General features: G+C 70.4%; 12 protein-coding genes. 4 read left to right on the top strand and 8 right to left on the bottom strand.

What is annotated here, in order from left to right:
* Positions 1-107: 107 nt before the first annotated feature.
* A complete protein-coding gene (locus tag BCL76_RS09380) occupies positions 108-782 on the bottom strand; it encodes a Crp/Fnr family transcriptional regulator (protein WP_003981529.1) in 675 nt (224 codons plus the stop codon).
* Positions 783-1,053: 271 nt separating this feature from the next.
* On the opposite strand from BCL76_RS09380, the gene nth reads away from it, so the two are divergent.
* The 3 genes from nth (at position 1,054) to BCL76_RS09365 (ending at position 4,019) form a co-directional block, all read left to right on the top strand.
* A complete protein-coding gene (nth, locus tag BCL76_RS09375; protein ID WP_258309492.1) occupies positions 1,054-1,902 on the top strand; it encodes an endonuclease III in 849 nt (282 codons plus the stop codon).
* A gap of 178 nt (positions 1,903-2,080) precedes the next feature.
* Complete coding sequence (locus BCL76_RS09370) at positions 2,081-2,803, top strand: NUDIX hydrolase (RefSeq protein ID WP_051781646.1); 723 nt, start codon at positions 2,081-2,083, stop codon at positions 2,801-2,803.
* 13 nt (positions 2,804-2,816) lie between these two features.
* The gene (locus BCL76_RS09365) at positions 2,817-4,019 is read left to right on the top strand and encodes a MarP family serine protease (RefSeq protein WP_109779439.1); all 1,203 of its coding nucleotides are present in this window, start codon (positions 2,817-2,819) and stop codon (positions 4,017-4,019) included.
* 21 nt (positions 4,020-4,040) lie between these two features.
* Here BCL76_RS09365 and BCL76_RS38875 read toward each other — a convergent pair whose 3' ends face one another.
* From BCL76_RS38875 to BCL76_RS09340, 6 genes are all read right to left on the bottom strand, one after another.
* Positions 4,041-4,214, bottom strand: coding sequence for a hypothetical protein (locus BCL76_RS38875; RefSeq protein ID WP_167745540.1), 174 nt, complete (start codon positions 4,212-4,214; stop codon positions 4,041-4,043).
* Positions 4,215-4,412: 198 nt separating this feature from the next.
* On the bottom strand, positions 4,413-5,372 hold the full coding sequence (locus tag BCL76_RS09360; RefSeq protein ID WP_109779040.1) for an alpha/beta fold hydrolase: 960 nt from the start codon (positions 5,370-5,372) through the stop codon (positions 4,413-4,415).
* Positions 5,369-5,827, bottom strand: coding sequence for a phage holin family protein (locus tag BCL76_RS09355; protein WP_109779039.1), 459 nt, complete (start codon positions 5,825-5,827; stop codon positions 5,369-5,371). Before BCL76_RS09355 ends, BCL76_RS09360 begins: the two co-directional genes overlap by 4 nt.
* A gap of 60 nt (positions 5,828-5,887) precedes the next feature.
* A complete protein-coding gene (nhaA, locus tag BCL76_RS09350; RefSeq protein WP_109779038.1) occupies positions 5,888-7,321 on the bottom strand; it encodes a Na+/H+ antiporter NhaA in 1,434 nt (477 codons plus the stop codon).
* A gap of 226 nt (positions 7,322-7,547) precedes the next feature.
* The gene (gene acs, locus BCL76_RS09345) at positions 7,548-9,545 is read right to left on the bottom strand and encodes an acetate--CoA ligase (protein WP_109779037.1); all 1,998 of its coding nucleotides are present in this window, start codon (positions 9,543-9,545) and stop codon (positions 7,548-7,550) included.
* Positions 9,546-9,705: 160 nt separating this feature from the next.
* Positions 9,706-12,156, bottom strand: coding sequence for a SulP family inorganic anion transporter (locus BCL76_RS09340; RefSeq protein WP_109779036.1), 2,451 nt, complete (start codon positions 12,154-12,156; stop codon positions 9,706-9,708).
* Positions 12,157-12,391: 235 nt separating this feature from the next.
* Here BCL76_RS09340 and BCL76_RS09335 point away from each other — a divergent pair, with 235 nt between their 5' ends.
* Positions 12,392-13,699: a hypothetical protein gene (locus BCL76_RS09335; RefSeq protein WP_109779035.1), complete on the top strand. Its 1,308-nt coding sequence runs from the start codon at positions 12,392-12,394 to the stop codon at positions 13,697-13,699.
* Here the strand turns inward: BCL76_RS09335 and BCL76_RS09330 are convergent.
* Positions 13,653-14,675: a nucleotide-binding protein gene (locus BCL76_RS09330; protein WP_109779438.1), complete on the bottom strand. Its 1,023-nt coding sequence runs from the start codon at positions 14,673-14,675 to the stop codon at positions 13,653-13,655. The two genes, BCL76_RS09335 and BCL76_RS09330, sit on opposite strands and share 47 nt — an antisense overlap.
* Positions 14,676-14,709 lie beyond the last annotated feature (34 nt).

The following is a 14,709-nucleotide window of genomic DNA, read 5'->3' as shown; positions in this document are numbered from 1 at the left end:
GTCGGCGGGTCGGACCCATAGGCGCCGTGCGCTGTGGGGCCGGACGAACGCGTAGGGGCCCTGCCCGGGCGGGCAGGACCCCTACGAACGGCTCTGGGCCGGCGGCGTCAGCGCGAGCGCTTCGCGAGGCGCTCCACGTCCAGCAGGATGACCGCACGGGCCTCCAGGCGCAGCCAGCCGCGGCCCGCGAAGTCGGCCAGGGCCTTGTTCACGGTCTCGCGCGAGGCGCCGACGAGCTGTGCGAGCTCCTCCTGCGTCAGGTCGTGCACCACGTGGATGCCCTCCTCCGACTGGACGCCGAAGCGGCGCGACAGGTCGAGGAGCGCCCGCGCCACACGGCCGGGAACGTCGGAGAAGACCAGGTCGGACATCTGGTCGTTGGTCTTGCGCAGGCGGCGGGCGACGGCGCGCAGCAGCGCGGTCGCGACCTCGGGCCGGGCGTTGAGCCAGGGCTGGAGGTCACCGTGGCCGAGGCCGAGGAGCTTGACCTCGGTCAGCGCGGTGGCGGTGGCGGTACGCGGGCCCGGGTCGAAGAGCGACAGCTCGCCGATCAGCTCGCCGGGGCCGAGGACGGCCAGCATGTTCTCGCGGCCGTCGGGGGAGGTGCGGTGGAGCTTCACCTTGCCCTCGGTCACGACATACAGCCGGTCGCCGGGGTCGCCCTCGTGGAACAGGGCGTCACCGCGTGCGAGGGTCACCTCGCCCATGGAGGCGCGGAGCTCCGCGGCCTGCTCGTCATCGAGCGCCGCGAAGAGCGGGGCGCGCCGCAGAACGTCGTCCACGAGTCTCTCTCCTATGTCGACCGGCTCAGGGGGACCGATGCTCCCCATTTTGCCGGACGGCTCTATCAGTGCGATCAATCACAAGGATGCCGGACGGACGGGCGTGCTGTGCGGCGAGAAGCCAATCGGAGTGGTGTTACCTGAGGTCCGGGCGGGTGTCAGCGGCCGGCCTTAGGCTGGCCGGGTGTCCAATAAGCCGGTGAGAGCACAGGCCAAGGGGTCCGCCGGAGTGACGGAGCCCCAAAATTCTGCCGTGGGCGAACATGTCCCAGTGAAGACGTCCGCGAGGGCTGCGGCCACCCCACAGGGCAAAGTTTCGGCCAAGAAACCGAAGTCGGTCAAGCCGGAATCGCGCCTGGCCATGGTGCGTAGGGCGCGGCGCATCAACCGTGAGCTGGCCGAGATCTATCCGTACGCCCATCCGGAGCTCGACTTCCGCAATCCCTTCGAGCTGCTCGTCGCGACGGTGCTGTCCGCCCAGACCACCGATCTGCGGGTGAACCAGACGACCCCGGCCCTCTTCGCGGCCTACCCGACCCCCGAGGACATGGCCGCGGCCGCCCCGGAGGATCTGGAGGAGCTGATCCGGCCGACCGGGTTCTTCCGGGCCAAGTCGCGGTCCTTGCTCGGCCTCTCGCAGGCCCTGCGGGACAACTTCGGCGGGGAGGTGCCGGGCCGGATCGAGGACCTGGTGACGCTGCCCGGAGTGGGCCGCAAGACCGCGAACGTGGTGCTCGGCAATGCGTTCGGTGTCCCGGGGATCACGGTGGACACCCATTTCGGCCGGCTGGTGCGCCGCTGGAAGCTGACCGAGCAGGAGGACCCGGAGAAGGTCGAGGCCGAGATCTGCGCGATCTTCCCGAAGAGCGAGTGGACGATGCTCTCGCACCGGGTCGTCTTCCACGGCCGCCGGATCTGCCATTCCCGCAAGCCCGCCTGCGGGGCCTGCCCGATCGCCCCGCTCTGCCCGGCGTACGGGGAGGGCGAGACCGACCCGGAGAAGGCGAAGAAGCTGCTGAAGTACGAGAAGGGCGGTCAGCCCGGCCAGCGGCTGACCCCGCCCCCGGACTACCCGGGCCTCCCCGCACCGCCGCTGGGCGGGGCCGTGGCGGCGCCGTAGCGGGCCTATGGGGCCGGTGGGCACACAGGGGCGGGTGAGGGGCGGGAAGCGCCCGGGACGCAGGGCTGCGGGGGCTCGCGGGCCCGTGCGCCCGGGGGCTCAGGAACGAATCGGTACCCGGACCGCGTTTGCGGTGTGGGAGACGGCGCTTGACAGGACGACGCGGACAGAGGTGCCTATGACGCGCGGTACACGGGACGAGACCGGAACCACGGTGGGAGCCCGGGAGGGCGGCGGCCCGGCCGTCACCACCGACGGCCTGCCCGCATGGCTCGACCCCGTCGTCGAGGCGGCCCGGTCCGTCCAGCCGGGGCAGCTCAGCCGGTTCCTGCCGCCCGAGGACGGCCGCGGGCGGCAGTCCGCCGTGCTCGTCCTTTTCGGGGAGGGCTCCCGCGGCCCCGAGCTGCTCCTGATGGAGCGCGCCGGCACCCTGCGCTCGCACGCGGGCCAACCGTCCTTCCCCGGGGGCGCGCTGGATCCCGAGGACGGCGATCCGCACACCACCGGCCCACTGCGCGCCGCGCTGCGCGAGGCCGAGGAGGAAACCGGACTGGATCCGTCCGGTGTTCAGCTCTTCGGTGTGCTGCCCCGGCTCTACATCCCGGTCAGCGAGTTCGTCGTGACCCCGGTCCTCGGCTGGTGGCGCGAGCCCAGCCCGGTCGGAGCCGTGGACCTCGCCGAGACGGCGCGGGTCTTCACGGTTCCCGTGGCCGATCTCACGGATCCCGAACACCGGGTCATGACCGTTCATCCGAGCGGCCACCTGGGGCCGGGATTCACCGTCGAATCGGCTCTGGTCTGGGGATTCACCGCCGGGGTGATCGACCGGATCCTGCACTTCGCGGGTTGGGAGCGTCCGTGGGACCGCTCACGGCAGGTCCCGCTCGACTGGCGCGCATGAGACGGTGGCCCACGTGAACGTGCTGGACATCCTGTTGCTGCTCGCCGCCGTATGGTTCGCGATCGTCGGCTACCGCCAGGGGTTCGTCGTCGGCATCCTGTCGGTGATCGGCTTCCTCGGCGGTGGTCTCATCGCCGTGTCCCTGCTCCCGCTGGTCTGGGACCGGGTGACGGACAACGGCACCCAGGTGTCCACCACGGTCGTCGTGATCTCCGTGGTCGTGATCATCATCTTCGCCTCGATCGGCCAGGCCCTGACCACCCATCTCGGGAGCAGACTCCGCCGCAAGATCACCTGGTCACCGGCGCGCGCGCTCGACGCGACCGGCGGTGCCCTGGTCAACGTGGTCGCGATGCTGCTCGTGGCGTGGCTGATCGGGCTGCTGGTGGCGCAGACCGCGCTGCCCAGCGTGGGCAAGGAGGTCCGTAACTCCAAGGTCCTCCTCGGCGTCTCGCGGGTGCTGCCCGACCAGGCGGACACCTGGTTCTCGGACTTCAGCTCCACCCTCGCGCGCAACGGCTTCCCCCAGGTGTTCAGCCCCTTCTCCAACGAGCCCATCACCGAGGTCAAGGCGCCCGACCCGACGCTCGCCGGCAGCCCCGTCGCCGAGGTCGCGAAGCGCTCGATCGTGAAGGTCGTCGGCACCGCGCCCAGCTGCAGCAAGGTGCTGGAGGGCACGGGCTTCGTCTTCGCGCCTGGCAAGGTGATGACCAACGCGCATGTGGTCGGTGGGGTCAACGAGCCGACCGTGCAGATCGGCGGTGAGGGCAAGCTGTACGACGCCAAGGTCGTGCTCTACGACTGGGCGCGCGACATCGCCGTTCTGGACGTGCCGAAGCTGAAGGCCCCGGTGCTGGAGTTCTCCGAGAAGGACGCGGCGAGCGGCAACGACGCGATCGTCGCCGGCTTCCCGGAGAACGGCGCGTACGACGTCCGGTCGGCCCGCGTCCGTGGTCGGATCAACGCGAACGGACCGGACATCTACCACCGCGGTACCGTCCGACGGGACGTCTACTCGCTGTACGCGACGGTCCGCCAGGGCAACTCCGGCGGACCGCTGCTGACGCCCGACGGCAAGGTGTACGGGGTCGTCTTCGCGAAGTCCCTCGACGACCCCAACACCGGTTACGTGCTGACGGTGGACGAGATCCGCGACGACATCCGGATCGGCCAGAACGCCGTACGACGGGTCGACAGCCAGGGCTGCGCCCTCTGAGTCGACGCTCCCGCCGGGTCCCTACGTCCGTGGATGGCGCAGGCGCGCGGAGACCCAGCGGGCCCGTCGGCGCAGGATGAGCGGAATCCCGAGGCGGGGGTCGTGGCCGTGCCGGCCGGCCCTCTCGTAGGTGCCCGGCGTAGCTGCCGAGCGGCGTTCGTGCGCGGTGTCACCGTAGTCGTGCGTCCAGCTCATACTCCGAGCTGTGCCCGTGCCCCAAGGTCCGTAATCCCGTCAGGGGCGGCCAATTGGCCTATGCGCCAGGCAATTGAATGTTCGTAGGACAAGCACACGATCGAACTCCCCTGCTTTCAGGGGATGGTCGCCGGCTCCGAGGCGCGTTCCGCCGGCCGTCGCGCGGCCCGCCCGGAACCGGAACGGACTGTCGCCCCGTCAGCGGTCCGGCTCGGGGTCCTTGAGCCAGTTGACCAGCTCGGACGAGAAGGCGACCGGGTCCTCCTCGTGCGGGAAGTGCCCGAGCCCGTCGAACAGCCGCCACCGGTACGGGGCTTCGACGTACTCACCGGAACCGGCCGCGCTGCGCGTACGCATCACCGGGTCCAGCGAACCGTGCAGATGCAGCGTAGGCACCCGCACCGGACGCTTCATCCGCCGGTTGAACTGGATCCCGTCGGGCCGCGCCATCGACCGCATCATCCAGCGGTACGGCTCGATCGAGCAGTGCGCGGTGGAGGGGATGCACATGGCCCGCCGGTACACGGCCAGATCCTCGTCCTCCGGCGGCCGCGGCCCCGACCAGTCCCGGATCAGCTCTCCCACGAGCGCCCCGCCGTCGGCGACGAGCTGCCGCTCGGGAACGAACGGCCGCTGGAAGCCCCAGATGTGTGAACTCGCCCGGGTCTGACCGAAGTCCGACAGCATCGCCGAGCGCCAGCGGCGCGGATGCGGCATGGACGAGACCACGAGCCGGCGCACCAGCTTGGGCCGCATCACGGCCGCCGTCCAGGCGAGGTAGCCGCCCAGGTCGTGCCCGACGAGCGCGGCGTCCGGCTCGCCGAGGGACCGTACGACTCCGGTGATGTCGAGCGCCAGGTTGGCGGGGTCGTAGCCGCGCGGGGTGCGGTCGCTGCCGCCCACCCCGCGCAGGTCCATCGCGACCGCCCGGTAGCCGGCGTCGGCGAGCGCGGTCATCTGGTGCCGCCAGGTCCACCAGAACTGCGGGAAGCCGTGCAGCAGCAGCACCAGCGGCCCGTCACCGACCTCGGCGACGTGGAAGCGGGCGCCGTTCGCCGCGACGTCCCGGTGCATCACCGCCCGCGCGCCCGGAAGGTCGAGCCGTACCGCCGTGGCAGCTGTGGGAGGAACGCTGGGGTCCGGCGTGGGCGCTGTCATGAGGACGAGCGTGCCACACCCACAGCGTTGTCACTCACCGGCCGCGGGTGCGGCTTGACGGTCTGGACCAGCGCGGCGGTCTGCTTGACGGACGCGATGGACTTCTCCGGCGGCTTGACCTTCTTGAACTTGCGTACGCCGATCAGCACGAGCAGGCCCGCGATCAGCAGGAACGCGCCGCCGACGATGAGGAAGGACCAGGCGAGCCCGAGCCCGAGGTTGTGGATCCCGTACGCCGCGGCGAAGGTCAGCACCGGGACGGAGAAGAGCGCGAGCACACCGGCGGCCACCATCGAGGCGGAACCGCTGCCCACGCGCTTGACGTCCTCGCGGATCTCCGCCTTGGCGAGGGCGATCTCGTCGTGCACCAGCGCGGACATCTCGGCGGTGGCCGAGGCGACCAGTTGGCCGAGTGTGCGCTCGGCTCCCTGCGCCTCTTGGTCCACTGCGCTCATCGCTCTCTCCCTCTGTCGTCTGTTGCCGGGCGGCGCGGCTGTCCTGCGTCGTCAGTCAGATCATGCCGGACGGTCGCCCTCGGCGGTGGACCCGGCTCCTGTTCGGAGTGCGGCGGCGGCCGCCTCCTCGGCCCGGCGACGGTGTTCCGCGGCCCGGTCCTCGTAGATCCGCGCCATCCGCAGGTGGTACTCGGGGTTGTGCTCCTCGTAGATGTCCGGGATGCCGTCGTGGTCCTCGTCGCGCTCCTCGGCGTCGGTGAGCGCCCGGTACTTGCGGTTGCGGAGCTTGAGCATGACGCACGCGATCACGGCGGCGATCAGGGAGCCGATCAGGACGGCGGCCTTGACCTCGGAGGTGAGGACGGCGTTGTCGGCGAAGGCGAGTTCGCCGATCAGGAGGGAGACGGTGAAGCCGATGCCGGCGAGCGAGGCCACGGCGAGCACGTCCGGCCAGGCGAGGTCCTCGTTCAGTTCGGCCTTGGTGAAACGGGCGGCCAGCCAGGTGCCGCCGAAGATGCCCACCGCCTTGCCGATGACGAGGCCGAGCACGACACCGAGGGCCTCGGGCCGGGTGAACACCTGGGCGATGGCCTTGTCGGAGAGGGAGACCCCGGCGGAGAAGAGGGCGAAGAGCGGTACGGCGAGTCCGGCCGACAGCGGCCGGACCAGGTGCTCGATGTGCTCGCCGGGGGACTGCCGCTCGCCTTCGCGGCGGGTGCAGCGGAGCATCAGGCCCATGGCGACGCCGGCGATGGTGGCGTGGACGCCGCTGTTGTACATCAGGCCCCAGATGACCAGGGCGAGCGGAACGTAGATGTACCAGCCGTGCACCTCGCGGCGGAGCAGGAACCAGAAGAGGGCGAGGCCCACGAACGCGCCGCCGAGCGCGAGGAAGTCGATGTCGCTGGTGAAGAACACCGCGATGATCAGGATGGCGAAGAGGTCGTCGACGACCGCGAGGGTCAGCAGGAAGGCGCGCAGGGCGGACGGCAGCGAGGTGCCGATGACGGCGAGGACGGCGAGCGCGAAGGCGATGTCGGTGGCGGTCGGTACGGCCCAGCCGTCCGTGGAGCCGTTGCCCACGATGTTGACGATGACGTAGACCACCGCGGGTGCGGCCATGCCGCACAGGGCGGCGATCACCGGGAGCGCGGCCGCCCGGGCGTCGCGCAGATCGCCCGCGACGAGTTCGCGCTTGAGCTCGATGCCGGCGACGAAGAAGAAGATGGCGAGGAGCCCGTCGGCCGCCCAGTGCTGGAGCGAGAGGTCGAGGCCGAGGGCGGCGGGGCCGATGTGGAAGGACGAGACGCTGGAGTAGCTCGCGGAGACGGCGGGGATGTTCGCCCACAGGAGGGCGGCGATCGCGGCCACCAGGAGCAGCACGCCGCCGACGGTCTCGGCGCGCAGGGCATCGCCGACGAAGCGGAGCTCAGGCAGGGAGAGGCGGCCGAGCAGCTTGCGGCTCTGGTGGTCGGTGGGGCTGGGCGCGGCCACGAGGGGGCACCTCCGGGGGTCGGTTGGACGGCATGGCGAAGCTCATTGCCGACCAGACTTCCCGGCGCACCCTGTGATCTTTCTTTACGCTTCGAATACTTTACAGGGCGAACGCGAGGACGTATCCGGCGATCGACACTTTAAGTGCGAAAGGGGCACCCGGCGCGGCGCGCCGAGTGCCCCTTTCGGTGTGTCATGCGGTGGGCCCGTACCGCGGGCCCGTGGCTCAGTCCTCGCTACCGGCGGCCGGGAGCTTGCTCTGGATCAGGTCCATGACCGAGGAGTCGGCGAGCGTGGTGACGTCACCGACCGCGCGGTTCTCCGCGACGTCGCGCAGCAGACGGCGCATGATCTTGCCCGAGCGGGTCTTCGGCAGCTCCTGGACCGGCAGGATCCGCTTCGGCTTGGCGATCGGGCCGAGCGTGTTGCCCACGTGGTTGCGCAGGTCCGCGACCAGGTTCTCGGTCTCGGAGGCGCTGCCGCGCAGGATGACGAAGGCCACGATGGCCTGACCGGTGGTCTCGTCGTTCGCGCCGACCACGGCCGCCTCGGCGACCGACGGGTGCGAGACGAGCGCCGACTCGACCTCGGTGGTCGAGATGTTGTGGCCGGACACCAGCATCACGTCGTCCACCCGGCCGAGCAGCCAGATGTCGCCGTCGTCGTCCTTCTTGGCACCGTCACCGGCGAAGTACTTGCCCTCGAAGCGCGACCAGTAGGTGTCGATGAACCGCTGGTCGTCGCCCCAGATGGTGCGCAGCATCGACGGCCACGGCTCGGTGAGGACCAGGTAGCCGCCCCCGCCGTCGGGGACCTCGCGCGCCTCGTCGTCCACGACGGTGGCGGAGATTCCGGGCAGGGCGCGCTGTGCGGAGCCCGGCTTGGTGGCGGTGACGCCCGGCAGCGGGGAGATCATCATCGCGCCGGTCTCGGTCTGCCACCAGGTGTCCACGATCGGGCAGCGGTCGCCGCCGATGTGCTTGCGGTACCAGATCCAGGCCTCGGGGTTGATCGGCTCGCCGACCGAGCCCAGCACACGCAGGCTCGACAGGTCGAACTTCGCGGGGATGTCGTCGCCCCACTTCATGAACGTGCGGATGGCCGTGGGCGCCGTGTAGAGGATGGTGACGCCGTACTTCTGGACGACCTCCCAGAACCGGCCCTGGTGCGGGGTGTCGGGGGTGCCCTCGTACATCACCTGGGTGGCGCCGTTCGCGAGCGGCCCGTAGACGATGTAGGAGTGCCCGGTCACCCAGCCGATGTCGGCGGTGCACCAGTAGACGTCGGTCTCCGGCTTCAGGTCGAACACCGCGTGGTGGGTGTACGCGGCCTGCGTGAGGTAGCCGCCGGAGGTGTGCAGGATGCCCTTCGGCTTACCCGTGGTCCCCGAGGTGTAGAGGATGAAGAGCGGGTGCTCGGCGTCGAAGGGCTGCGGGGTGTGCTCGGCGGACTGCCGGCCGACCACCTCGTGCCACCAGACGTCGCGGCCCTCGGTGAAGGCGGTGTCCTGGCCGGTGCGGCGCACCACGAGCACGTGCTCGACCTGCGGACACTTGGCGACGGCCTCGTCGATGGCGGGCTTCAGGGCGGTGGGCTTGCCGCGGCGGTAGCCGCCGTCGGCGGTGATGACCAGCTTGGCGTCGGCGTCCTGGATGCGGGAGGCGACGGCGTCGGCGGAGAAACCGCCGAAGACCACGGAGTGTGCGGCGCCGACACGGGCGCACGCGAGCATCGCGACGACCGCCTCCGGGATCATCGGCAGGTAGACGGCGACCCGGTCGCCGGCCTCGACGCCCAGCTCGGTGAGGGCGTTGGCGGCCTTGGAGACCTCGTCCTTGAGCTCGGCGTAGGTGATCGCGCGGCTGTCGCCGGGCTCGCCCTCGAAGTGGATGGCGACGCGGTCGCCGTTGCCGGCCTCGACGTGGCGGTCCACGCAGTTGTACGCGACGTTGAGCTTGCCGTCCGCGAACCACTTCGCGAAGGGCGGGTTCGTCCAGTCGAGCGTCTCGGTCGGCTCGGTGGCCCAGGTCAGCCGCCGGGCCTGCTCGGCCCAGAAGCCCAGCCGGTCCGCGTCGGCCTGTGCGTACGCAGCCTCGGTCACGTTGGCGGCGGCGGCCAGATCGGCGGGCGGTGCGAACCGCCGCTCCTCCTTGAGCAGATTGGCCAGGCTCTCATTGCTCACGACATCTCCCTTTCCCAGGGTGTCCGTTGTGTCCCCGGGCATAGCTCATCAGTCAGCGGCCCAGGTGACAAGGGGTAGCCGAGAATTGGTTTAGACCTATATCACGATCCGGGCCGCGCGAGAACGGAGTGCGAATGGCCCCTCCCCGCCGCGGAGGACGGGAAGGGGCCAAACGATTGCACGAATACGGGAGGGTATCGGTTCAGGCGTGCTGGCCCACGCTGTCGAAGACCCGGCAGTCGAAGAAGTCCTCGCCCTCGGACAGCAGATACGCCTGCGCCTCGCCCACGTGGAAGTACATCCCGTGCAGCTCCAAGGTGCCCTCGGCGAGCCGCCTGGCCACCGATTCGTGGGCCCGCAGATGCTCCAGCTGCTGGACCACATTGGTCAGACACAGCTGCTCCACCGCGTCCGCCGGGAGCCGACCCGAGATCCGGGCCCAGGCGTGGTGGCGGCTGGCCATCCGCTCCAAGCTGGGCAGCCCGTGCTTCAGCCAGCGGCGCAGCGGGGTCATCGGGGCCCCGGGCGTGGACGAGAGCAGAGCCTGCATGGCCCCGCAGCCCGAGTGCCCGCACACCGTGATGCTGTCGACCTGCAGTACGTCCACGGCGTACTCGATGGCCGCGGCGACGGAGTCGTCGGTGGACTCCGCGCCGGGCAGCGGGACCAGATTGCCGACATTGCGGACCGTGAACAGATCGCCCGGCCCGCTGGCCGTGATCATGCTGGTGACCAGGCGGGAGTCCGCACAGGTGAGGAAGAGCTGGGAGGGCCGCTGCCCCTCGCGGGCCAGTCGGGCCAGCTCGTCCCGCACGTGGGGCGCGGTGTCGCGCTGGAAGGCACTGATCCCGCTGGCCAGTTGGCCCGCGCCGCGCCGCCGGGGCGCGATCGGACCGGCCTGCTCGGCGGCTGCCTCCGCCCGCGCCTCGGTGGTCGCCGCAGCCGCCTTGGCCGCGGCGGCGGCGGTGATCGTACGGGTGCCCGCGGCGCGGTGGTCGCAGTGGTTCTGCCACGGTGTCCAAGGCCGGCAGCACTGGTGCACCCCGCGCTGCGGTGCGCGGCGGGACCGGTCCCCGTGGTGGCTCGCGTCGGCGGGCCGGCCGTCGGACCCGGTGGACGTGTCGGTGGACGCGTCCACGGGTACGGGCTCGGGCAGTCGCGCCGACGATCCGGCGCGGCCGGTGACCTCCAGCGAGCCCCCGTGCGCCAGGTGGGAGTCCTGCCAGTCGTGCAGCGTCTCGTAGGCCGCGTGGTCCATGAACGAGCCGTCCAGCTCGATCACCGCGTGCCCGGCGTGCGGAATCTGGTTCAGCACGCGGCTCAGCCGGGGTACCGCCAGGAAGGTCAACTGCCCTCGGGCACGCACCCGGTGGACCCCGTCGTCCGATCGGTCCACGGTGATCCGGGTCCGGGCGAGCCGGTGCAGGGCCAGTGCGACGGCCACCGCGATACCGATGGCCACGCCTTCGAGGACCCCGCCGAGGACCACGGCGACGATGGTCGTGCCGTAGACCAGGATCTCGCGGTGCCGGGTGACGCTGCGCAGGTGGGTGATGCTGACCATCTGTACGCCGACCGCCATCACGAGCGCGGCCAGCGCGGCCAGCGGGATCAGGTCGAGGACCGGGACGAGCAGGCCGGCCGCCAGCACGACCCAGAGGCCGTGCAGCATGGTCGATCTGCGGCTGACCGCACCGGACTTGACGTTGGCCACACTTCGGACGGCCACACCCGAGACGGGCAGTCCGCCGAGCGCGCCGGAGACGATGTTCGCCGCACCCTGACCCCACAGCTCGCGATTGAGGTCGGCCCGCGGCGGGCGGTTGCCCGTACGCCGCTCGGAGGCGATCAGCTTGTCCGTCGCGACCGCGGAGAGCAGGGACTGCACGCTGCCGACCAGGGCGATGGTCAGGACGGCGGCGAGGATACCGAGGACGGGGCCCTCGGGCAGCTCGGGCAGGGCGTGGCTGCGCCAGGACGGCAGGTCCACCCGGGGCAGCGCGAGCCCGGACAACGACGCGGCGGCGGTGGCCACGGCCACGGCGGCCAGTGCGGCGGGGGCCTTGCGCAGGGCCCGGCCGGCCCGTCCGGGCAGCCAGGGCCAGGCGAGCAGGACGGCGAGGGTCAGGGCGCTGACGCCGAGAGCCGCGGGGTGCAGATCGGCCAACTGTGCGGGCAGCCCGAGGACGTTGGCCACGGCGGAGCTCTGCGGGTTGCCGCCGAGCACGATGTGCAGCTGGGCGAGAGCGATCGTCACGCCGATTCCGGCGAGCAGACCGTGCACGATGGCGGGGCTGACCATCAGGGCCGACCGGGCCGTGCGCAGCGCGGCGAGGCCGAGCTGGCACACGCCGGCGAGCACGGTGATCCCGCAGGTGGTGCGCCATCCGTAGTGCTGGATCAACTCGGCGGTGACCACGGTGAGTCCGGCAGCGGGCCCGCTCACCTGGAGCGGAGCGCCACCGAGCCAACCGCCGACGATCCCGCCGACCGCCGCGGCGACCAGCCCCGCCTGGAGCGGGGCGCCGGTGGCCAGGGCGATGCCGAGCGAGAGCGGCAGGGCGATCAGGAAGACGGCGATGGAGGCGGAGAAGTCTGTCGGGAGGTCCTTGCGGATCTCCCGGGTCGGACGGGTGGGGGAAGTGACTGTCATGGGTTCCCGTCTCCTCGGGGGAGGGATGAAGCGGCGGGAGTCTCAACACTCGGTAAATGAACGGTAATGGAGAGTAAAGGTGAGCGGTGAATAATACGGGCAAATGGCCTACAAATTAGCACTCAAGGGTGATTAAGCATTTTGTACGGCTTGTCATACCTTCTCCTGAGCGGCCCGCATGGGACGTTGCGGCGCGGAAGTCCAGCGATGGAACTGCGAGGGAGAGGTGGGGCGGATGATCGCCGCCACGAAGAAGATCGCCGGCGGCCTGGTCGCCACGGCGCTGGTCCTGGGGGCCGCCGGGTGCAGCACCTCGGGACCCGCCAAGTCCCCGGCTCCCGGGGGCCCGAACGCGGTGAAGGGGGCGGCCGTTCCGGAGGCCCCCGGTAGCGTCAACCGACCCATCGGCGACGGCTCGACCGCGTACACCGGCATGCAGCCGAACGTGCAGAAGCCGCACAAGCTCAAGCCCGGGGAGAAGCCGCCACAGTTCGTGGTGTTCTCGTGGGACGGGGCCGGCGAGGACAGCCAGAAGCTCTTCTCGCACTTCCGGGAGGTCGGCAAGAAGTACAACGCCCGCATGACGTACTTCCTCAGCGGCGTATACATGCTCCCGGAGGAGAAACGTTCCCTCTATACGGCGCCCCAGCACTCGTCCGGCCTCTCCGACATCGGCTTCGGCGACCTCCAGGGCATCAAGGACACCGCCACCCAGGTCCGCGCGGCCTGGCTGGAGGGCAATGAGATCGGCACCCACTTCAACGGGCACTTCTGCGGCCCCGACGGCGGCGTCGGGACCTGGTCGGTGGAGGAGTGGAAGAGCGAGATCAACCAGGCCAAGTCGTTCGTCAAGAACTGGAAGACCAACTCCGGCCTGAAGAACCAGGAAGCGCTCCCCTTCAACTACGACAAGGAGCTCATCGGCGCCCGGACCCCGTGTCTGGAAGGCCAGAAGAACTTCATGCTGGCGGCGAAGGACATGGGCTTCCGCTACGACTCCAGCGGCATCAGCAAGCAGATCTGGCCCAAGAAGACGGACGGGCTCTGGGACATCCCGCTGCAGCTGGTGCCCATGCCGGGGCGTGCCTTCGACACCCTGAGCATGGACTACAACTACATGGTCAACCAGTCCGGGACGACCTCACAGGGCGACCCCTCCCAGCACGCGTACTGGGGTGACCAGATGCGCGACGGCCTGCGCGAGGCCTTCGACCGGGCCTACCAGGGCAACCGCGCACCGCTGATCATCGGCAATCACTTCGAGTCCTGGAACGGCGGCACCTACATGCGCGCCGTCGAGGAGTCCATCCAGACCATGTGCACCCAGAAGGAGGTCCGCTGCGTCCCGTTCCGGGAGCTGGCGGACTGGCTGGACGCGCAGGATCCCAAGACGCTGGAGTGGATGCGCGGCCTCGACGTCGGCGAGGCGCCGAAGGAGGGCTGGGCGAAGTTCCTGACCGCGGGGCCGCCGGCGAAGCCGGCCGCCCCCGCGGGCGTCAAGCCGGCTGCGGAGCCGGCCGCGGAGAGTGCGAACGAGGGCTGACGAGCGCCTCCGCCCCCTCGCGCAGGACGAAATCGGGGTCGACCTGGTCCGCCAGGTCGACTCCGGTCTTGGCGTTGCCCCAGCTCTCCGCGTTCTTGAGGTGGAAGCTCACCATCTGCTCCGTGTACCGGGCCCAGTCGCGGTGCGCGTACGAGTCGTCGGCGGCGTCCTGGAGCTCCTGGAGGGCGAACCGGTTGGACGCCTCCAGCAGCTCGAACGGGGCGGGGCGGCCCTTCTCCATCGCCCGCACCCAGTCGGAGTGTCCGACGGTGACCAGCAGGTCCTCGCCCACCTCGTCCTGGAGGAACTCGATGTCCTCGGGTCCCTGCACCTTGTTGCCGATGACCTTGAGCGCGACGCCGAAGTCCCGCGCGTACTCCTTGTACTGGCGGTAGACGGAGACGCCCTTGCGGGTCGGTTCGGCGACCAGGAAGGTCACGTCGAAGCGGGTGAACATGCCCGAGGCGAAGGAGTCCGAGCCGGCCGTCATGTCGACGACCACGTACTCGTCCGGGCCGTCGACCAGGTGGTTGAGGCAGAGCTCCACCGCTCCGACCTTGGAGTGGTAGCAGGCCACGCCCAGGTCGGCCTCGGTGAACGGGCCGGTGGCCATGAGCCGTACGGGCTCCCCGTCGAGCAGGAGCGTGCGCGCGCAGGCCTCGTACACCGGGTTGTCCTCGGTGACGCGCAGCAGGCGCGAGCCGCCGCCGGGCGGGGTGGTCTTGATCATCGTGTCGGCGGACGCGATGCGCGGGTTGGAGCCCCGGAGGTACTCCTTGATCAGGGGCAGGTGCGCGCCGAGGGCGGGCAGTTCGGCGGCCTCCTCCTCGGTGAGGCCCAGCGCGGCGCCCAGGTGTTGGTTGATGTCGGCGTCCACCGCGACGACAGGGGCTTCGTTGGCGGCGAGGTGGCGGATGAAGAGGGAGGACAGGGTCGTCTTGCCGCTGCCGCCCTTTCCTACGAAAGCGATCTTCATGTTCACCAAGCGTAGTGGTTCGATAGCACTGTGT

It is taken from the genome of Streptomyces sp. CG 926 (genome assembly GCF_003148825.1).
Taxonomy (GTDB): domain Bacteria; phylum Actinomycetota; class Actinomycetes; order Streptomycetales; family Streptomycetaceae; genus Streptomyces.
The sequence above is the reverse complement of the archived record's forward strand: the minus strand, read 5'-3'. Positions and strand labels throughout refer to the sequence as shown.